Genomic DNA, 18,457 nt, shown 5'->3' with positions numbered 1-18,457 from the left:
GCCGCCCGGAAAGCGAGGATGGCATGAACGAACTGAGCAAGGTCGCCCAGCCGGATGAGACCCTGATCGCGCCGGTCAGGGTTCCGGTCGAGGCCTATATTTCGAAGGATTATGCCCGCGCGGAACAGGACCGGCTCTGGCGCAAACTGTGGTTGCAGGCGGCGCGCATCGAGGACATTCCCAATGTCGGCGACTTCATCACCTACGACATATTGGAGGATTCGGTCATCGTCATGCGGACGGGGCCGGACGAACTGCGCGCATTCCACAATGTCTGTCCGCACCGGGGGCGCCGGCTGATCGATACGCCGGCCGGCGCGCGCAATGCGCGGGGCAATCGCACCAGCATCATATGCGGCTTTCATGGCTGGACTTTCGACCGGCAGGGCCAATGCACCTTCGTGAACCACCAGGACGACTGGCAGGGCAAGCTGACGGCCGAGAGGACGAAACTGGGCGATGTCCGCGTCGATAGCTGGGGTGGCTGGGCCTGGATCAATCTCGATCCCGATTGCGGGACGCTTGCCGACTATCTGGGCGTCGTGCCGGAAATGCTGGATCCCTTCCAGTTGCAGAATATGCGCTATCGCTGGCGCAAATGGATCATCTTCGACTGCAACTGGAAGGTGGCGCTCGAAGCGTTCAGCGAAACCTATCATATCCAGACCACCCATCCGGAATTCAACGCCTTCGGCGAGTTCCGGGGATGGGCGCGCAAATATGGGCTGCACAGCAATATCGGCTATGACGCCCCGAAGAACATGGACGAGAACCAGGCGAAATTGCGCATCGGCTCGGGCGAGGATCCCCGCCTGTCCACGGCCGAAATGCAGCTTTTCACCTGGGAGAATGCCAATACCAACACGACCATGACGCTGGTCCGGGCCGCCGAGCGGCTGAAGGACGAATTGCCGGAGGGAACGCCCGCACCCCAGGTGCTCCAGCATTGGCTGGCAAGCGCGCGTGCCGACGACGAAAAGCGGGGGGTGTTCTGGCCCGTGGTCGATCCCGCCCACACGGCCAGGAGCGGCACCGCCTGGCAGATATTCCCCAATTTCCAGATCGGCCACGCGGTCAACAACATGCTCTGCTATTCGGCCCGGCCCTATGGCGCCGACCCAGACAAATGCATCTTCGAGGCAGCGGTCTACGAACTGTTCCCTGAAGGGGAGGCGCCACAGACGGAATGGACCTACACCGCAGCGGAGGAGTGGCCGCCGGTGCTGCAGCAGGACTTCACCAACATGGCTGCCGTCCAGCATGGGATGAAGAATGTCGGCTTTCGCGGCACCCAGCCAAACCCCTATATGGAACGGGCCGTGGCCAGCCTGCACCATAATCTGGCCCGCTACATGGGCACGGGCGACCCTGAACCGCTGGATTGAGCCATGGAGGGGGTGGTGGCACCGCCCCCTTTCCGGAACGGAAAAAGCCGCCGCCAGATCATGGCGGCGGCTTTTTCCTTGATCTTTCGGTCGGCTTATTCGAAGGGCTCTTCGCCTTGCAGCTTGGTGCGATGCATCATCCGGCCGCAATTGGGATCATAGGCCTCGGCCCGGTGCATGGTGCCGGTATTGTCCCAGATCACCAGGTCGCCGACGCTCCATTCGTGGCTGTAGCTGAACTCCTCCTGCGTCGCCCACTCGCGCAGGCCCACAAGGATTTCGGCGCTCCTGGCCGCGGGCATGTCCAGCACGCGATGCGCGGTGCAGCCCAGCACCAGCGACTTGCGGCCCGACCGATGGTTCCACACCAGCGGCAGCTCATTCTCACCGATCGCCTGCATCCCCTTGAGCTTGGCCAAGCTGGGTTCCGGTTCGTAATAGAAAACGCTGGCCCAGACCGAATGGACGACGCGCAGCTTGTCATATTCGGCCTTCTGCTCGTCGCTCAACGCGTCATAGGCGGCATAGGTGTTGCAGAAGCCGGTATTGCCGCCCCAACTGGCCGGCACCTTGCACGACAGCAGGGATGCCAGGATCGGCACGTCGTTCATCGTGCCGTCGATATGCCAATAGAGCGATCCCTTGAGATATTCGGCGCTCTGGGGATTTTCCTTCACGTCCAGCGTGATCTTGTGGATTTCCTCGCCGCCGCGGATCTCCGCCGCAAAGCCGCCAAGCGTCTTGGTGAAGGCGACCTGCTCTTCATCGGTGAAGTTGATCTTCGGAAAAACCAGCACGCCGCGCTGCTCGAGCAATTCGCGAATCTGCGGACCCAGATCACCCGCCAGCAATTCCTCCTTGCTGTTCAGGATTCGGCTGCCGATCCTGGGCTTGATCTCTTCATGGACGAAGCGCGTGATCGTGGTGGCGGACATGCCCGACTCTCCTTTCTTCCTCAACGTTGAACACCTGTTCAGCATGGGTGGACGAAAAAGTCAAGGCATCTCATTTTTTTGGAGGGAACAGGTCGTCCAGCCATTTTTCGACGGCAGCCCTCGCATCCTCATGTCCAGCGACGACACCGAGTCCGCCCTCCATGACGAGAGCGCGGCCGGCGGCCGCCAGTAACAGGCTGAGGCCGGCGGCCGTCACGCCGCGTTCGGCCAGCCGGGCGCCCGCGATGTGTTCCAGCGCTTCGACCTGCCGCGCGCGCATCTCCTCGCTATGGCGCGCGATCTCCGCGCGAATGGCCTTGCGGTGATTGGCCAGGGCGACAAATTCCATCGCCAGTCCGGTGCGGCTCGTGTCCACGAAGAAGCGCCAGAGCGCATGGACCGGGTCATCGCTGGCGAGCGCATCGGCGATCATCCGGTCGCTCTGCTCCGCGCCGCGGCGAAAGACAGCGAGCAGAAGATCGTCGGTCGTCGGGAAATAATAATGGACGAGCGATGGCGGCAGCGCGGCGCGGAGCGCGACGCGGCGGCTGCTGGCGGCAGCATAGCCATCATCGCGGATGACCTGTTCAGCGGCATCGAGGATGCGGGCACGGGTTTCGGAGCTTTCGGTTCCGACGCGGCGTTTCTGGACCATGGCCCGAGCATAAGTGTCGCCGCCGCCCGTGCAAGCCTGTCCGAAGATCGTGCGATCCCCCGCAGGCGTCATCGCGCGAAATCCTGCACCGAAATGCCGCTCATCGCGGTCCAGCCGGCATCGTTGTTGAAGACCCCGCCAGTGGCGAAGCTGGCCTCGTCGCTGGCCAGGAACAGCGCCATCCGCGCCATCTCCTCCGGATCAGCCATGCGGCCGAGCACGCCCATCCGATCGATCAGCGTGCTTGATGTCGGCAATCCCGCCCGTTCCATTTCCGCCCGCTGATGCTTGGCCATGGGCGTTTCGGTCGCACCGGGACAGAGGGCGTTGACCCGGATGCCGTACCGCCCAAGTTCCACGGCCGCGACCTTGGAGAGCGCGACCACGCCCGCCTTGGACGCGCAATAGCCGGCCGTGCCCGCGACTATCGACGCGGCGATGGAGGCGGTGTTGACGATCGATCCGCCACCCGCCTCGATCATGCGGGGCGCGACATGCTTTATCATCAGCCACACGCCCTTGAGATTGACTTCAAGACATTTGTCGAAGGCCGCTTCGTCGATCGAGAGGATCGATTGCTTGTTCTCCGTGTCCACGCCGGCATTGTTGAACAGGATGGTCGGGAGGCCCAGTTCAGCTTCGGTGCGGGCGACGATCGCGGCCACTTCGGCCGACCGGCTGACGTCCGCGCCGACCGCTATCGCCGTTCCGCCCTGTGCGCGGATGGCCTGCACGATCGGCGCGACGCGCGCCTCGTCGAGATCGACGGCCGCGACCGATGCGCCTTCCCGCGCGAAGAGCTGCGCCGCTGCTTCGCCCATTCCCCCTGCGGCGCCGGTGATAATGGCGACCTTGCCGTGGAGACGCATCGATCATCCCTTCCAGGCTGGCGTCAGTGGGAACCCATGTAGCGGCCGCCATTGGTACTGATCGTCTGGCCGGTGATATAGCTGGCCTCCTCCGACGCCAGATAGGCGCAGGCGGCCGCGATGTCCTCGGGCTTGCCGATGCGTTTCATGGGCAGGGTCTGGGCAAAAGCATCGACGTCGATCGGCGCGGCGCGCAGCATCGGGGTGTCGATGAATCCGGGGGGCACCATGTTGAACGTCACGCCGCTCGCAGCGAATTCCAGCGCCAAAGCCTTTGTCATGCCCATGAGGCCTCCCTTCGACGAGACATAATGCCCCTGTGCGAAGGACCCGGACTGGACCGACGAGGAGGTGATGTTGATGACCCGGCCCCATCCGGCGGCGAGCATGTCGGGCAGCACTTCCTTGACGACCAGATAAGGGCCGCGCAGGTTGATGCGGATCACCTTGTCGAACAGGTCGTCGTCAATATCCATGAAGGGCGTGAACGGCGCTATGCCGGCATTGTTCACGAGGATCGCGACCGGCCCGAGCCGCGACCGGGTTTCCGCCGCCGCCGCATGGATCGCGCTCTTTTCGGCGCAATCCGCGGTGATCGCGATGGCGGTGCCGCCCGCTTCCTCGATCAGGCGCGCCGTTTCGGCAGCGCCTTCCCCATTGATGTCCCAGACTGCAATCTTTGCCGTATCCTCGGCCAGGCGAAGGGCGATGGCGCGGCCGATGCCCGATCCGGCGCCCGTCACAACCGCGACCTTGCCATTGAGTGAGCGTGTCATCGCAAATCCTTCCCGTCTATCGTCCATGGACGAATGGTGTTGTTGAACAGGTGATCAGCATTGGAGCGCCTCGACTGTCAAGCGCCCGCCGCCGAAGATCGCCTCCGCGTAAATCGAGGCATCAGTGCCGCGCGAAGAGCGCGGATCGGAGCATGGCATAGCTGACGTCGCGCGTGGGATCGGGCTTGGCGCCATGGTCGGCGGCCGGCTGGAGCAGCTTCATGTCGAACGTCACGTCGCGCCGGGCGAACCGCCATTGCCCATCATCCCTGCGGTAACGATCGACATAGCGCACCGACTGGATGTCATGCTGCAAACCGCCTTTGCCGTCCGGGATAAGGTGCCATGCGATGGCGTAGACCTCCCCTTCCGCCTCATCGCCGTCGACATGGACCAGATGATTGCACACGCAATGGCTGCCGATATGCATATGGGGCAGGGATGCTTCGAGAAAGGCGATATAACCATCGACAGGGCCATTATAATAGGGGCCATGATTGTCGATGGCGTCGATAGTGTAGAGGGAGCGCAGCAGCGCTATGTCCTTGCGGTCGACGCCACGCGAATAGAGCAGCGCCAACTGCCTTATTTCTTCCTTGGCGACCAGTTCGGCCAACAAGTCCATCATTCCTCTCCTCCTCGTTGCGGCAAAGGCTAATCCGAACGAGGGATGCAGGTCACTATGGCGCGCCGCAGTTCATGACCCCGGAGCATGTCCGACCATCCGATATCGGGAGGGCGATCAATCATCCGTTCCGGGGTTTCGGGACGGCGTCGCCTGCGCTTTAAGTCGTATCAGCAAAAAATGGGTGGGAGCGGAAAGCATATGGACAGGCGAATCGCCGCAACGCAGGCCGGGAGGGTCAGCGGTGTCAGCGCGGATGGCGTTTCGCGCTGGCTCGGCATTCCCTATGCGCAGGCCGGACGCTTTGCCGCACCTGTCGCCGTTCCGGCTTGGGAAGGCGCGAGAGACGCCTCCAGCATGGGGCCGCAATGCCCGCAAATGTATGGCAATTCCGCGAAACGGGCGCGGCTTTCACCTCCTGATTTCGACGAGAATTGCCTGACCCTCAATATCTACGTACCGGAGGGGCGCCCGGACGGAGAGCGACTTCCCGTCTACGTCTGGATACATGGCGGCGCATTTGTCGCGGGCAGCGGCAATCCCTATGACGGCTCCGGCATTGCGAGGGATGGCGGCATCATCGTCGTCACCATCAATTATCGGCTGGGCGTGCTTGGCTTCGTCAATTTCGGCGCGGCGCTGGATGACCCGTCCATCCCGTCCAATCTGGGCCTGCGCGACCAGATCGCAGCGCTGCAATGGGTTCAGCACAATATCGCGGCGTTCGGGGGCGATCCGTCGCGCGTCACGATCGGCGGCCAGTCCGCCGGCTCCATGTCGGTATCGCTGCTGCTGCACGCCCCTGACGCGAGGGGTCTGTTCCAGCAGGCGATCATGCAAAGCGGGGCGGTCAGCCTGGTGCACGGCCGGTCGCGCAGCGAGGCGATCGCGCGCGACTATGTGGCGGCTTTGGGCTTGGGCAAGGTGGGTTCACCCGATGTGCGCAGCCTGCCCCTGTCGCACCTGTTCGAGGCGCAGGCGGCTGTCGGTGCGGCGAATCCTGGCACCGTGCCGGCGGCGCCGTGGCTGGACGGCGATCTGGTGCCGGGGTCGCTGGAGGCGTTGCATAAGGCGCAGGCCGCGCCGGTACCGCTGCTCGCCGGCGCGACGGGGCTGGAGATCCGCCTGTTCGAACTCATGCCCGGAGAGATATTGCCGACTAGCTGGTCAGCGCTCGAAGCGCTGCTGGAGCGGCAGTTGGGCGCCGAGGCGATGCAGAAGATCGTCGCAGCCTATCCGCGCACGGCCGCCGGGCGCCGCGCGCTGGCCAGCGACGTCGCTTTCGCTATGCCGACCCGGCATTTTGCCGACCGGCACGCGACGCATAGCCCGACCTGGTTCTATCGGTTCGATTATGCCCATCCGATCGCGGGCGCGACGCACGGGTTGGACCTGACGCTGACCTGGCCGATGCGCGGCCTGCGTGCGGCGCTGGCGCGGGGCGGCCCCATGTCGGGCCGCCGCGCGGCGCTCGGCCGGCGGATGACCGATCATATCGCGCATTTTGTCCGGCATGGCGCGCCGGCGGACGGCTGGCCATGCTATGAAGCGACAGGCGGCCAGACGATGGTCTTCAATCTGGAGGACCGGATCGCATCCTGTCCGGACGCGGAGCGCTGGCGCGCCTGGCGTGGACGGGACGTGGGCGTGGCGCTGGCCTGAGGCCTGTCGCCCGCCTCCGCCCCGACGCAGGCGGGCGATCAGGCGCCGATTTCCTCGGGCCAGTAGAGCCGCATCGGATTCTCGATCAGCAGCTTGCGCTGGAGCGCTTCGGTCGGCGCGATGCGCGGGATCATGTCGACCAGATGGCCGTCGTCGGGGATCGCATCCTGCATATTGGGGTGCGGCCAGTCGGTGCCCCAGAGGACGCGATCCTGATAGTCGGCTACCAGCGGCGCTACTGCATCGGCAAAGGCGTTCCAGGGGTCGCCAGTCTGGTCGAGGCGGTCGGGGCAAGTGGCCTTGAACCAGATGTCGTCCCGGCTGTTCAGGAAAGCGCGAAACGCCTTCATGTCGGCGCCGTCCGGTCCCTGGGTCACGTCCGGGCGGCCCATATGGTCGATCACCAGCGGCACCGGGATCGCATCCATGAAGGGACGCAGTTCTTCGAGAATATCCGCCTCGAAATATATGACGACATGCCAGCCCTTGGGCAGGCGCTTCGCCACTTCGAGGAACTTGTCCTTGGGCGCGTCATCGACCAGACGCTTGAGGAAATTGAAGCGGATGCCGCGCATCCCGCCGTCGTGCAGGGCCGCAAGGTCGGCTTCCGAGATGGCTGGATCGACCACGGCGACGCCGCGCGCCTTTCCGTTCGACCTGGCGATGGCATCGAGCGTGGCGGCATTGTCGGTGCCGTGGCAGCTGGCCTGCACGATGACGTTGCGGTCGAAGCCCAGATGGTCGCGCAGCGCAAACAGCATGTCCGGGCCGGCGTCTTCGGGGAGATATTTGGCTTTTGCGCTGAAGGGGAAGTCCGCCATCGGGCCGAACACATGGCAATGGACGTCGATCGCGCCGGCCGGAGGGGTGTAGAGCGGCTTGGACGGATTGCCGTGCCAGCTGGTGATGCGGGTCATATCTCAAAACTCCGTTCGCCCCTGGCCTGTCGAAGGGCAATTCTTTCTTGAAGAAAAGTGCAGGGCTTCGACAGGCTCAGCCCGAACGGGTTACGAAAAAACGATGCCGTCCATCAATTTGCGCGCGGTGCGCAGCATGGCTGCGCTGGTGACGGCGCCGCTTTCATCCAGTTCCATGACGCAGGTCGTTTCCCCGGTGGGATGTTCGACCGAGAGCGTCTTGCGATTGCCGTCCGGGATCGACGCGACCTCGGCCGCGGGTGATCCCTCGATCAGGCAGGCGGTGGCGACGCTGACCGCGCCGAGCACGCCGATCGAGGCATGGGCGCGATGCGGGATGAAGCTACGCACCGTGACCGCGCCGCCGTCGCGCGGCGGCGCGACCAGCATCATCTTGGGCACCGACTTGTCCGTGACGTCGCCCAGGTTCATTCGCTCGCCAACGGCAAGGCGGATTTTTTCGATGCGCGCCTTGAGGTCGCTGTCCTTGTCGAGCGTGTCGCGATCCTCGTAGCCGGTGACGCCGACATCCTGCGCCTTCATGACGACGCACGGCATCCCGTTGTCGATCAGGGTAACGCGCACGCCCTCCACTTCGTCAAAGGCGTTGCCGGTGGGCAGCAGCGCGCCGCAGGAGGAGCCGGCGGTGTCACGGAACTCCAGCGGGATGGGCGCGGCGCCGCCGGGGACGCCGTCGATCTTTGCTTCGCCGTCATAGCGGACCTGGCCATCGGGGGTCTGCACCGTGGCGATGGCGATCTGGCCGGTATTCTCCATGAAGATGGCGACGCCGGTCTCATCCTGCTGCGCGGCGACGAGGCCGCGCTCGATCGCGAAGGGGCCGATGCCGGCGAGGATATTGCCGCAATTCTGCGCGTCGGTGACGACGGCCTTATCGACGAAGACCTGGAGGAAGAGATAGTCGACATCGACGCCCTCCCGTTCGGATTTCTTCACGACCGCGACCTTGCTGGTGAGCGGGTCGGCGCCGCCCATCCCGTCGATCTGGCGCGGGTCGGGCGAACCCATGATCCGCAGCAGGAAGGCGTCGCGCGCGGCCGTGTCGGCCGGCAGGTCTTCAGCCAGAAAATAGCCGCCCTTGGACGTGCCGCCGCGCATCCACATGACGCGGGCGCTGGTCTGCGCGCCCGCTGCTCCGGGCGAAAAACCGGTTCCCGCTTTTGCGGAGGGGGCCGTGTCAGACATATTTCAGGCCCATTTCTTCGAGGCGCGGGCGCATATTGTAGATGTCGAGCCCGAGTTCGCCGGCCGCAAGGCGGACGCGCTTGGCTTCCTCGGCAGCTTCGCGAGCCTGCGCCTTTTCGAGCACGGCGGCGGCATCGGCGCGGGGGACGACGCACACGCCGTCATCGTCGGCAATGATGACGTCGCCCGGATTGACCAGCGCATTGGCGCAGATGACCGGGACGTTGACTGAGCCGATCGTGTTCTTGACCGTGCCCTGCGCATGAACCGCCTTCGACCAGACCGGGAAGTTCATTTGCGTCAGATCGCGCACGTCGCGCACGCCCGCGTCAATGATGAGGCCGCGGCAGCCGCGTGCCTGGGCCGAGGTGGCGAGCAGGTCGCCGAAATAGCCGTCGGTGCAGGGACTGGTGGGGGCCAGCAGGAGGACGTCGCCTTCCTTGAGCTGTTCGATCGCGACATGGACCATCCAGTTGTCGCCGGGCGCGGCGGAGATGGTAACGGCGCTGCCGGCGATGCGGGCGCCGGCATAGATGGGGCGCATGTAGGAGGCGAGGAGGCCGGTACGGCCCTGCGCTTCATGGACGGTCGCCACGCCGCACTTGGCAAGGCCATCAACGACGGCGAGTTCCGCCCTTTCGATATTCTGGACGACGACACCGGACATGGAACTGCTCCTTCTCCCAAGATGGACAGCGACATGGACAGCTTTGCGACAATGCTCAAATCCGATCTGGCGCAGCATCATTAAATTTTGCTAATTATCAAATATGCAGCCCGATCAGTTCAATATCCGCCATCTCGCCGCCATGGCAGCCGTCGTCGACCAGGGCAGCGTCAGCCTGGCGGCGCGCGCGGTCAATCTGACCCAACCGGCGGTGACACAGGGCATCGCGAAACTTGAGGCGCAACTGGGCGTGCGGCTGTTCGAGCGGCAGCCTGGCGGCATGGCCGCGCTGGAGGCTGCGTGGCGGCTGAAGCCGCGCATCGACGTGGCCTTGCGCCTGATCGGCAGCAATCGGGTGACCGCGGCGCAGGTGCGCGCTTTCGTCGCGCTGGCGCGGGCGGGAAGCTATGCGGCGGCGGCGGCGGCGACAGGCGTGGCGGAACCGTCGCTGCATCGCGCGGTCGGCGATCTGGGACTGGCGGTGGGCAGCCGGCTGGTCGACCGGCGAGGTCGGGGCGTGATGCTGACCAAGGCCGGCACGACGCTGGCCCAGCGGCTGCGACTGGCGCTGGCGGAATTGCGACAGGGGCTGGAGGAACTGGCCGACCTGAAGGGCGAGGAAGGCGGGCGCATCCTGGTGGGCGCGATGCCGCTGTCCCGCGCGCGCTTGTTGCCGGAGGCCATCGCCCGCTTCCGGTCGGACTTCCCGCAAGTCGACATATCGGTCCATGAGGGATCCCATGCGGAGTTGGTCGGGCCGCTGCGCGACGGCGAAATCGACATGATGATCGGTGCGTTGCGCGACCCGGCCATGGAACTGGACCTGGGCCAGCAATCCTTGTTCGAGGATCGGCCGACCATATTGGCGCGGCGCGGCCATCCGCTGGAAGCGGGGTGGGACGCCGATGCGCTGCGCCGTTTCCCCTGGATACTACCGCCCGAAGGGACGCCGCTGCGGCAATTGTGGCGGGCGATGTTTGCTGAATTGGGCGGTGGCCTGCCAGCCGTGCCGATCGAGTGCGGGTCGGTGATGACGATCCGGCAATTGCTGGTCGGCGGCGATTATCTGACCCTGCTGTCGCATGATCAACTGGCGCTGGAACTGGAGGTCGGGTTGTTGGCGGACATTGGCCCGGCGCCAGGGGCGATCAGCCGGACGATCGGATTGACGACGCGGGGCGATTGGCGCCCGACCCGGCTCCAGCGGCAGTTCATGGAAGCCGTGGAAGCATCCGCCAGAGCAATGACTTCGTAAATTCTTATGAAGCAATGGCGGATTCGATTGGCGGGCTTTGGCGCGATGCGGCATCCGATGTCGCCATGGAGCAGGAAGTTGGTCTGATCGGGTTCGGTGAAGCGGGGTCCACCTTTGCGCGAGCGGGGGACTGGGCCGCGGCCGCCCACGTGTTCGACATACAGACGGACGATGCGACGGCGCGTGACGCGATGCTGGCGGCTTATGCCGAGGCTGGCGTGCTGCCCGCCCGTTTTCTCGAGGACGCGCTGGACGGGGTTTCGCTGGTGCTGTCGCTGGTGACGGCCGACCAGGCACTGGCCGTGGCGCAAGCGGCGGCGGCGCTGATCGTGCCCGGCACGCTCTATTGCGATCTAAACAGTGTTGCGCCGCAGACCAAGCAGGCAGCGGCGCAGGCGATCGAGGCGGCGGGTGGACATTATGTCGACGTGGCGGTGATGGCGCCGGTCGATCCGGCGCGATTGAACGTGCCTTTGCTGCTGAGCGGCACGCGGGCTGGCGACGCGGAGGCGCGGCTGCGGGCGCTGGGCTTCGGCAAGACCCGCGTCGTGGGCGCGGATGTCGGGCGGGCTTCGTCGATCAAGATGATCCGGTCTGTCATGGTCAAGGGGATCGAGGCGCTGACGGCCGAATGCGTGCTGGCGGCGGCGCAAGCCGATGTGCTGGACGAGGTGCTGGCATCGCTCGACGCGAGCGAGAAGGCGCGGCCCTGGGACGAACGCGCGGATTACAATCTCGACCGGATGCTGGTGCATGGCACGCGCCGGGCCGCCGAGATGGACGAAGTGGTCAGGACGCTGGAGGGCCTGGGTACCGGCGCCGCGATGACGCGCGGCACGGTCGCGCGGCAGCGGGCGATCGGCGGGCTGGGCGTGAAGGCGCCGCCCGAAGGGTTGGGCGCGAAGATTGGGGTGATTTCTGCCCCTGCGCCTCTTCTGAACCCGGCTTCGCGGGAATGACGGAATTTGCTGGGCGGGCGTGGTGCACCTGCGCTGGGCCGACGGATAAAGGTTGAGGAAAGAGACGCGATGAGCCTGATTATCGATTGCCACGGTCATTATACCGTATTGCCCAAGGGGCATGACGCCTGGCGCGAGGAGCAGAAGGCGGCGTTCAAGGCTGGTACGCCATGCCCGCCCTATCCCGAGATCAGCGACGCCGAGATTCGCGAGACGATCGAGGCGAACCAGTTGCGTCTCATCAAGGAACGTGGCGCCGATCTTACCATCTTCTCGCCGCGGGCGTCGGCGATGGCGCCGCATGTCGGCGATGAGGCGATGGCGAAGGAGTGGGCGATCCGCTGCAACGACCTGATCGCCCGCGTGGTGGCGATGTTCCCCGAAACCTTCGTTGGCGTGTGCATGTTGCCCCAGTCGCCCAAGGCGGACATGAGCAACAGCATTGCGGAGCTGGAACGCTGCGTCAACGAACTGGGCTTTATCGGCTGCAACCTCAATCCCGATCCGGGCGGCGGGCATTTCACCCATCCGCCGCTGACGGACAAATACTGGTATCCTTTCTACGAGAAGATGGTCGAGCTGGACGTGCCGGCGATGATCCATGTGTCGGGCAGCTGTAATCCGGCTATGCACGCCACCGGCGGCTATTATATCGCCGCCGACACCATCGCGTTCATGCAGTTGCTGGAAGGTGACCTGTTCAAGGATTTCCCGACGCTGCGCTTCATCATCCCGCATGGCGGCGGCGCGGTCCCCTATCATTGGGGGCGATATCGTGGTCTGGCAGACATGCTCAAGAAGCCCGATCTGTCGACGCACCTGATGAACAATATCTTCTTCGACACCTGCGTCTATCATCAGCCGGGCGTGGACCTGCTGGCCGACGTGATCGAGAACAAGAATATATTGTTCGGGTCGGAAATGGTGGGCGCGGTGCGCGGCATCGACCCGACCACCGGCTTCTATTTCGACGACACCAAGCGCTATGTCGATGCGCTGGAGATCAGCGATGAGGAACGCGCCGCGATCTTCGAGGGCAATGCCCGCCGCGTCTTCCCGCGCCTCGACGCCAAATTGAAGGAGAGGGGAATATGATAACAGAAGATCCCAAGCATCAGGATATTCACGAATATCTGGCCGAGTTCGAGGATATTCCGGGAACCCGTGTCTACACTGCCAAGCGCGCGCGGCAGGGCTATCACATGAACCAGTTTGCGATGAGCCTGATGAAGGCGGAGAATCGGGAGCGGTTCAAGGCCGACGAGCGCGCCTATCTGGACGAATGGCCGCTGAGCGAGGAGCAGAAGCAGGCGCTGCTGGACCGGGACTATAATCGATGCCTCGATCTGGGCGGCAATGTCTATTTCCTGTCCAAGCTGTTTTCGACCGACGGGATTCCGTTCGCCGAGGCGGTCAGCACCATGACCGACATGGCGTTCCCCGAATATCGGGAGATGATGATGAAGGGCGGACGCTCGCCCGAGGGCGTGCGGTCGATCAAGGCCAATGAAGCGGCGGCTGCCGCCAAGAAAGAGGATCGCTGAGATGGCACGGATTACTGCTGGCGTGGCGTCGAGCCATGTGCCGCTGCTGGGCGTGGCGTCCGACTTCAACAAGGATCGCGACGATTATTTCGGTCCGATCTTTGCCGGTTATGACTGGACCCGCGAATGGGAAAAGGCGGAAAAGCCCGATGTCGTGATCCTGGTCTATAATGACCATGCGTCCGCCTTCGACATGAAGATCATCCCGACCTTCGCGATCGGTTGTGGCGAGCGCTACAAGTCGGCCGACGAAGGCTGGGGGCCGCGCGCCGTGCCGGACGTGGAGGGGCATCCCGACCTTGCATGGCACATGGCGCAGAGCCTGATCCTGGACGAGTTCGACATGACCATCATCAACGAGATGGATGTCGATCATGGCCTGACGGTGCCGCTTTCCATGATGTTCGGCAAGCCCGATGCCTGGCCCTGCAGGGTCGTGCCGCTGGCGGTCAATGTCGTCACCTATCCGCCGCCGTCAGGCAACCGTTGCTGGGCGCTGGGCGAGGCGATCCGCAAGGCGGTCGAGAGCTTCCCCGAGGATCTGAACGTCCAGATCTGGGGCACGGGGGGCATGAGCCACCAGTTGCAGGGCGCGCGCGCGGGGCTCATCAACAAGGAATGGGACAATATGTTCCTGGACGGGCTGATCGGCGAGAGCGATCATCTGCGCCGGATTCCACATATCGAATATCTGCGCGAGACGGGCAGCGAAGGCATCGAGATGGTGATGTGGCTCATCATGCGCGGGGCGCTGGGCAAGAAGACCCGTGCACTGCACCGCCATTATCATGTGCCCTGTTCCAATACCGCGATCGGCCACCTGGTGCTACGCCCGGATAATGGCGAAGGGCTGGACATGACCGGCAGCGGCGTGGCGGCGATCGCGGCGGAGTGAGGATCAGGCGGGAGAGTGCGGCATATGCCTCACTCCCCCCACCCCCAACCCTCCCCTGAAGGGGAGGGGCCAATAATGGAGTAGTTTCCCATGCGTATAGCCCTGGCTGGTGCCGGCGCCTTTGGCGAAAAGCATCTTGATGGCCTCAAGAATATCGACGGCGTGACCGTCACGTCGATCATCGGCCGCGAACTGGACGCGACGAAGAAGGTCGCGGAGAAATATGGCATCGGCCATGTGACGACCGACCTGAACGAAACGCTGGCGCGCGATGACGTCGACGCGGTGATCCTCTGCACGCCGACGCAAATGCACGCGGCCCAGGCGATCGCGTGCATGGATGCGGGCAAGCATGTCGAGGTCGAGATTCCGCTGGCCGACAGCTGGAAGGATGCACAGGCGGTGCTGGCCAAGCAGCAGGAAACCGGCCTTGTCTGCATGGTCGGCCACACCCGCCGCTTCAACCCGTCGCACCAGTTCGTCCACAACCGCATCAAGGCGGGCGAGTTCAACGTCCAGCAGATGGACGTGCAGACCTATTTCTTCCGTCGCAAGAATATCAATGCGAAGGGCGAACCGCGCAGTTGGACCGACCATCTGCTGTGGCACCATGCGGCGCACACGGTCGACCTGTTCGCCTATCAGGCGGGCAAGATCGTGTCGGCGCACGCCATGCAGGGACCGATCCACCCGGACCTTGGCATCGCCATGGACATGTCGATCCAGCTGAAGAGCGAGACGGGTGCGATCTGCACCCTGTCGCTGTCGTTCAACAATGACGGTCCGCTCGGCACCTTCTTCCGCTATATCGGCGACACCGACACCTATATCGCCCGTTACGACGATCTGGTGAACGGCAAGGAAGAGCCGATCGACGTGTCGAAGGTCGCGGTATCGATGAACGGCATCGAATTGCAGGACCGCGAATTCATCAGCGCCATCCGCGAAGGCCGCGATCCCAATTCGAGCGTCGCCAAGGTGTTCGATTGCTATCGCGTGCTGGGCGAGCTGGAACAGCAGCTCGGCTGAGCTTGAAATCCCTTCGGGGTCGCAAGGAAGGGCGTGGCGGGTGACCGCTGCGCCCTTTTTGTGTTGCGCCTGCTATCGATGCAGCTTGGCAACGCGATGCGCCCAAGCTATGCCTCAGCCCGGCCGGTGGAGACGATCCGCCGGTCGTTGATCGCGCCGGTGCCCTTGCGAAGGGGCTGAAAATGGGAATGCGGTGAGAAGGGCTGGCTCCTTCGATTCCGCGGCTGTCCCTGCAACTGTGAGCGGTGAGCATGTTGCATAGGCTTTTCTGAAACAGGGAAAGCAGCCACTGGGCCGGACGCTAAATCATGCGAGGCCTGGGAAGGCCATGCAGCATCGCTATGACCCGCGAGCCAGGAGACCTGCCGGCGTCTGGTCGCTCTTGCCTGGTCCAGGGGATGGCCGTGGCACGGTATGCTCCGTCTGAGCGACGAAGAAGCGGCGGGGGCCGCATTGATGACGCGCGTCTGCGCCGGATGGCGTCCGGCGGAGCGCGCGGCCCCTGTCATGTCGCGCGACGCCGGAGTGTCTGTTCTGCCATGGTCCATCCCGAAATATCTTCCGCGCCGCGCCTGCGGCATCGCGTCACCGGGCTGATGGGCGCGCTGGTCGCGGCCAATGTCGCCGTCTGGCTCTGGGCCATCGCCCAGTTTCATGCCCAGCCGCTGATGCTGGGGACGGCGCTGCTGGCCTGGGGACTGGGCCTGCGCCATGCGGTCGATGCCGATCATATCGCGGCGATCGACAATGTGACGCGCAAGCTGATGCAGGACGGGCAGCGGCCCATTACCGTGGGTTTCTGGTTCGCGATCGGCCATTCCGCGATCATCGCCGTCGCCTCCGTCACCATCGCTCTCACCGCCAGCGCCCTGTCGCGCTTCGAGAGTTTCCGCGAGATCGGGGGCGTGGTCGCGACCAGCGTGTCGGCGCTGTTCCTGTTCACCATCGCGGTGATGAACCTGATGATCCTGCGGTCGGTATGGAAGAGCTTCGCCCATGTCCGAGCCGGCGGCGCCTATGTGGAGGAGGATCTGGACCTGCTGCTGGGCAATCGCGGCCTGCTGTCCCGCCTGTTCCGCCCGATGTTTCGGCTGGTCCGCCGCAGCTGGCACATGGCGCCGCTCGGCTTCCTCTTCGGGCTGGGGTTCGACACGGCCACGGAAGTCGCGATCCTCGGCCTGTCGGCGAGCCAGGCGGCGGATGGCGTGGCGATCGGCACGGTCTTGGTGCTGCCGGCGCTGTTCGCGGCGGGCATGGCGCTGGTCGACACGGCTGATGGCGTGGTGATGCTGGGCGCCTATGAATGGGCCTTCGTCAAGCCGATCCGCAAACTTTATTATAACATCACCATAACCCTGATCTCGGCCTTGGTCGCAATCGTCATTGGCGGGATCGAGACGATGGCGCTGGTGGGCGACAAGCTGGGACTGGACGGAGCGCCCTGGCGGATAGCCGCGGACCTGGGCGAGCATTTCAACAGCCTGGGCTTCGCCATCATCGGCCTGTTCGTCCTGTGCTGGGCGCTCAGCTTCGGGATCTACCGCTGGAAGCGCTTTGACGAGATCGAGGTGCGGGTCGCGGGCTGAACGCCATTGGCTTGGACCGAATTTTGGTCTAGGGCAGGCTCATAGATCGCGCCGGTGCCCCGCGAGGGGCTTCAAATAGGAATGCGGTGCGAGGGGCCTGTCCCCTCAATTCCGCGGCTGTCCCTGCAACTGTAAGCGGCGAGCGCGATGCACATGTCCTCTTGTCGAGGGCGGCCACTGGACCCACTGGTCTGGGAAGGCGTGCATCAAGCCTTGACCCGCGAGCCAGGAGACCTGCCGGCGTCTGGTCGCTCTTGCCCTGGTCCAGGGGATGGCCGCGGCACGGTAGGTTCTTCCGTCTGAGCGACGAAGCTGTGCGGCTGGGGCTGCACGGTGCGGGATGCCGGGCGCGGTCGCGCCCGCCCGTCGTCGCGCGCCGGCTGGCGTCCAGGAAGGGCGTCGGCAAGCCCCCGCCCGTCGTCGTTCCGGCGCGCGGGAGAATGATATGGCCGATTTGGCCAAGCTGCCGGTCACGATCGTCACCGGCTTTCTGGGCGCGGGCAAGACCACGCTCATCAGCCATCTGATCCGCAATGCGGGCGGGCGGCGGCTGGCGGTCGTCGTCAATGAATTCGGCACGCTGGGCGTCGATGGCGACATCCTCAAAAGCTGCGCCATTCCCGATTGCCCGGCGGAGAATATCGTCGAGCTGGCCAATGGCTGCATCTGCTGCACCGTGGCCGACGACTTCATCCCTACGGTGGAGGCGCTGCTGGCGCTGGAGCCGCGTCCGGACCATATCCTGATCGAAACATCGGGACTGGCGCTGCCCAAACCCCTGCTCAAGGCATTCGACTGGCCTGCGATCCGGTCGCGCATCACCGTCGATGGCGTGATCGCGCTTGCCGATGCGGAGGCGGTGGCTGACGGACGCTTCGCTCCCGACCTGGCGGCACTGGACGCCCAGCGGCGCGCCGATCCCGGCATCGATCATGAAACGCCCCTGTCCGAAGTATTCGAGGATCAGCTGGCCTGTGCCGACATGGTGCTGCTGACCAAGGTCGATCTGGCCGGGCCGGACGGCGTCGCCGCCGCCCGCGCGGTCATTGCGGCGGAAACGCCCCGGCCGCTGCCGGTGATCGAACTGGTCGACGGCGTGATCGACCCGCGGGTGCTGCTGGGGCTGGGCGCGGCGGCCGAGGATGACCTGGCGGGCCGACCCTCGCACCATGATGGCGAGGAGGATCATGAGCATGAGGATTTCGACAGCGTCGTCATGACTCTGGGCGAGATCGCCGATCCCGCCGACCTGGTCGCGCGGATCGAGGCGTTGGCCCGGACGCAGCGGATATTGCGGGTGAAGGGCTATGCCGCCGTTGCGGGCAAGCCGATGCGGCTGCTGGTGCAGGCGGTCGGCGCGCGGGTTCGGCATCATTATGACCGACCCTGGCGGCCGGGCGAAGCACGCGCAACGGCGCTCGTCGTGATCGCCGAGCATGATCGTATCGACGAAGCCGCGATCCGGGCCGTGTTGCAGGACTGAGCGTCGTCC

General features: G+C 64.6%; 18 protein-coding genes and 2 riboswitches. Of the genes, 10 read left to right on the top strand and 8 right to left on the bottom strand.

Translation table 11 applies throughout. From position 1 onward, the window contains the following. The first annotated feature begins 23 nt into the window (after window positions 1-23). Window positions 24-1,385, top strand: a complete 1,362-nt coding sequence (locus tag K3M67_RS17370) for an aromatic ring-hydroxylating oxygenase subunit alpha (protein WP_285833577.1) — start codon at window positions 24-26, stop codon at window positions 1,383-1,385. A 95-nt stretch (window positions 1,386-1,480) separates the two neighbouring features. Here K3M67_RS17370 and K3M67_RS17365 read toward each other — a convergent pair whose 3' ends face one another. The 5 genes from K3M67_RS17365 to K3M67_RS17345 all read right to left on the bottom strand — a co-directional run bounded on the left by K3M67_RS17365 (window position 1,481) and on the right by K3M67_RS17345 (window position 5,248). After that, window positions 1,481-2,320: a TauD/TfdA dioxygenase family protein gene (locus K3M67_RS17365; RefSeq protein ID WP_285833576.1), complete on the bottom strand. Its 840-nt coding sequence runs from the start codon at window positions 2,318-2,320 to the stop codon at window positions 1,481-1,483. A 70-nt stretch (window positions 2,321-2,390) separates the two neighbouring features. After that, window positions 2,391-3,047, bottom strand: a complete 657-nt coding sequence (locus tag K3M67_RS17360; RefSeq protein ID WP_502958918.1) for a TetR/AcrR family transcriptional regulator — start codon at window positions 3,045-3,047, stop codon at window positions 2,391-2,393. Beyond that, window positions 3,044-3,844, bottom strand: coding sequence for an SDR family NAD(P)-dependent oxidoreductase (locus K3M67_RS17355; RefSeq protein ID WP_066863259.1), 801 nt, complete (start codon window positions 3,842-3,844; stop codon window positions 3,044-3,046). Before K3M67_RS17355 ends, K3M67_RS17360 begins: the two co-directional genes overlap by 4 nt. 23 nt (window positions 3,845-3,867) lie before the next feature. Further along, window positions 3,868-4,620, bottom strand: coding sequence for an SDR family NAD(P)-dependent oxidoreductase (locus K3M67_RS17350; RefSeq protein WP_285833575.1), 753 nt, complete (start codon window positions 4,618-4,620; stop codon window positions 3,868-3,870). 121 nt (window positions 4,621-4,741) lie between these two features. After that, entirely contained in the window at window positions 4,742-5,248 is a 507-nt protein-coding gene (locus K3M67_RS17345) for a nuclear transport factor 2 family protein (protein ID WP_285833574.1), read from the bottom strand. A 198-nt stretch (window positions 5,249-5,446) separates the two neighbouring features. Between K3M67_RS17345 and K3M67_RS17340 the strand changes: the two genes are divergently transcribed. Beyond that, window positions 5,447-6,907 carry a carboxylesterase/lipase family protein gene (locus K3M67_RS17340; RefSeq protein WP_285833573.1) on the top strand — a complete coding sequence of 487 codons (1,461 nt, stop codon included), beginning with the start codon at window positions 5,447-5,449 and terminating at the stop codon, window positions 6,905-6,907. A 38-nt stretch (window positions 6,908-6,945) separates the two neighbouring features. Here the strand turns inward: K3M67_RS17340 and K3M67_RS17335 are convergent, their stop codons facing one another. The 3 genes from K3M67_RS17335 to ligK form a co-directional block, all read right to left on the bottom strand. Then, complete coding sequence (locus tag K3M67_RS17335) at window positions 6,946-7,824, bottom strand: amidohydrolase family protein (RefSeq protein WP_285833572.1); 879 nt, start codon at window positions 7,822-7,824, stop codon at window positions 6,946-6,948. Between the two features lie 90 nt (window positions 7,825-7,914). Further along, window positions 7,915-8,949 (bottom strand): 4-oxalomesaconate tautomerase, encoded by a 1,035-nt coding sequence (locus K3M67_RS17330; RefSeq protein ID WP_285833718.1) that lies wholly within the window; start codon window positions 8,947-8,949, stop codon window positions 7,915-7,917. A gap of 73 nt (window positions 8,950-9,022) precedes the next feature. Then, a complete protein-coding gene (gene ligK, locus K3M67_RS17325; RefSeq protein WP_066863243.1) occupies window positions 9,023-9,697 on the bottom strand; it encodes a 4-carboxy-4-hydroxy-2-oxoadipate aldolase/oxaloacetate decarboxylase in 675 nt (224 codons plus the stop codon). 103 nt (window positions 9,698-9,800) lie between these two features. Here ligK and K3M67_RS17320 point away from each other — a divergent pair, with 103 nt between their 5' ends. The 8 genes from K3M67_RS17320 to cobW all read left to right on the top strand — a co-directional run bounded on the left by K3M67_RS17320 (window position 9,801) and on the right by cobW (window position 18,448). Continuing rightward, on the top strand, window positions 9,801-10,952 hold the full coding sequence (locus tag K3M67_RS17320) for a LysR substrate-binding domain-containing protein (RefSeq protein WP_066863240.1): 1,152 nt from the start codon (window positions 9,801-9,803) through the stop codon (window positions 10,950-10,952). Between the two features lie 65 nt (window positions 10,953-11,017). Then, window positions 11,018-11,911 carry an NAD(P)-dependent oxidoreductase gene (locus K3M67_RS17315; RefSeq protein WP_285833717.1) on the top strand — a complete coding sequence of 298 codons (894 nt, stop codon included), beginning with the start codon at window positions 11,018-11,020 and terminating at the stop codon, window positions 11,909-11,911. A 69-nt stretch (window positions 11,912-11,980) separates the two neighbouring features. Then, the gene (locus K3M67_RS17310; protein ID WP_066863237.1) at window positions 11,981-13,006 is read left to right on the top strand and encodes an amidohydrolase family protein; all 1,026 of its coding nucleotides are present in this window, start codon (window positions 11,981-11,983) and stop codon (window positions 13,004-13,006) included. Next, window positions 13,003-13,455: a protocatechuate 4,5-dioxygenase subunit alpha gene (gene ligA / locus K3M67_RS17305; RefSeq protein WP_066863234.1), complete on the top strand. Its 453-nt coding sequence runs from the start codon at window positions 13,003-13,005 to the stop codon at window positions 13,453-13,455. The genes K3M67_RS17310 and ligA overlap by 4 nt, the downstream gene beginning before the upstream one ends. A 1-nt stretch (window position 13,456) precedes the next feature. Next, a complete protein-coding gene (locus tag K3M67_RS17300; protein WP_066863231.1) occupies window positions 13,457-14,350 on the top strand; it encodes a class III extradiol dioxygenase subunit beta in 894 nt (297 codons plus the stop codon). Between the two features lie 90 nt (window positions 14,351-14,440). Beyond that, window positions 14,441-15,379 (top strand): Gfo/Idh/MocA family oxidoreductase, encoded by a 939-nt coding sequence (locus K3M67_RS17295; protein WP_066863228.1) that lies wholly within the window; start codon window positions 14,441-14,443, stop codon window positions 15,377-15,379. 140 nt (window positions 15,380-15,519) lie between these two features. Then, window positions 15,520-15,763, top strand: a riboswitch (cobalamin riboswitch). A 155-nt stretch (window positions 15,764-15,918) separates the two neighbouring features. Then, window positions 15,919-16,965, top strand: coding sequence for a HoxN/HupN/NixA family nickel/cobalt transporter (locus K3M67_RS17290; protein ID WP_066863225.1), 1,047 nt, complete (start codon window positions 15,919-15,921; stop codon window positions 16,963-16,965). A gap of 35 nt (window positions 16,966-17,000) precedes the next feature. Continuing rightward, window positions 17,001-17,221: riboswitch (cobalamin riboswitch) on the top strand. 189 nt (window positions 17,222-17,410) lie between these two features. Next, window positions 17,411-18,448 carry a cobalamin biosynthesis protein CobW gene (cobW, locus tag K3M67_RS17285; protein ID WP_066863222.1) on the top strand — a complete coding sequence of 346 codons (1,038 nt, stop codon included), beginning with the start codon at window positions 17,411-17,413 and terminating at the stop codon, window positions 18,446-18,448. The last annotated feature ends 9 nt before the right edge of the window (window positions 18,449-18,457 follow it).

The organism is Sphingobium sp. V4 (genome assembly GCF_029590555.1).
Taxonomy (GTDB): Bacteria; Pseudomonadota; Alphaproteobacteria; order Sphingomonadales; family Sphingomonadaceae; genus Sphingobium.
This window is presented reverse-complemented; position numbering and strand designations above follow the sequence as displayed.

Bases quoted from the DNA above. Each gene is read 5' to 3' on its own strand.
- K3M67_RS17370 (WP_285833577.1), top strand. From the start codon at position 24: ATGAACGAACTGAGCAAGGTCGCCCAGCCGGATGAGACCCTGATCGCG.
- K3M67_RS17350 (WP_285833575.1), bottom strand. From the start codon at position 4,620: ATGACACGCTCACTCAATGGCAAGGTCGCGGTTGTGACGGGCGCCGGA.
- K3M67_RS17355 (WP_066863259.1), bottom strand. From the start codon at position 3,844: ATGCGTCTCCACGGCAAGGTCGCCATTATCACCGGCGCCGCAGGGGGA.
- K3M67_RS17310 (WP_066863237.1), top strand. From the start codon at position 11,981: ATGAGCCTGATTATCGATTGCCACGGTCATTATACCGTATTGCCCAAG.
- K3M67_RS17365 (WP_285833576.1), bottom strand. From the start codon at position 2,320: ATGTCCGCCACCACGATCACGCGCTTCGTCCATGAAGAGATCAAGCCC.
- K3M67_RS17290 (WP_066863225.1), top strand. From the start codon at position 15,919: ATGGTCCATCCCGAAATATCTTCCGCGCCGCGCCTGCGGCATCGCGTC.
- ligA (WP_066863234.1), top strand. From the start codon at position 13,003: ATGATAACAGAAGATCCCAAGCATCAGGATATTCACGAATATCTGGCC.
- cobW (WP_066863222.1), top strand. From the start codon at position 17,411: ATGGCCGATTTGGCCAAGCTGCCGGTCACGATCGTCACCGGCTTTCTG.
- K3M67_RS17295 (WP_066863228.1), top strand. From the start codon at position 14,441: ATGCGTATAGCCCTGGCTGGTGCCGGCGCCTTTGGCGAAAAGCATCTT.
- K3M67_RS17300 (WP_066863231.1), top strand. From the start codon at position 13,457: ATGGCACGGATTACTGCTGGCGTGGCGTCGAGCCATGTGCCGCTGCTG.
- K3M67_RS17315 (WP_285833717.1), top strand. From the start codon at position 11,018: ATGGAGCAGGAAGTTGGTCTGATCGGGTTCGGTGAAGCGGGGTCCACC.
- ligK (WP_066863243.1), bottom strand. From the start codon at position 9,697: ATGTCCGGTGTCGTCGTCCAGAATATCGAAAGGGCGGAACTCGCCGTC.
- K3M67_RS17360 (WP_502958918.1), bottom strand. From the start codon at position 3,047: ATGACGCCTGCGGGGGATCGCACGATCTTCGGACAGGCTTGCACGGGC.
- K3M67_RS17335 (WP_285833572.1), bottom strand. From the start codon at position 7,824: ATGACCCGCATCACCAGCTGGCACGGCAATCCGTCCAAGCCGCTCTAC.
- K3M67_RS17320 (WP_066863240.1), top strand. From the start codon at position 9,801: ATGCAGCCCGATCAGTTCAATATCCGCCATCTCGCCGCCATGGCAGCC.
- K3M67_RS17340 (WP_285833573.1), top strand. From the start codon at position 5,447: ATGGACAGGCGAATCGCCGCAACGCAGGCCGGGAGGGTCAGCGGTGTC.
- K3M67_RS17330 (WP_285833718.1), bottom strand. From the start codon at position 8,949: ATGTGGATGCGCGGCGGCACGTCCAAGGGCGGCTATTTTCTGGCTGAA.
- K3M67_RS17345 (WP_285833574.1), bottom strand. From the start codon at position 5,248: ATGATGGACTTGTTGGCCGAACTGGTCGCCAAGGAAGAAATAAGGCAG.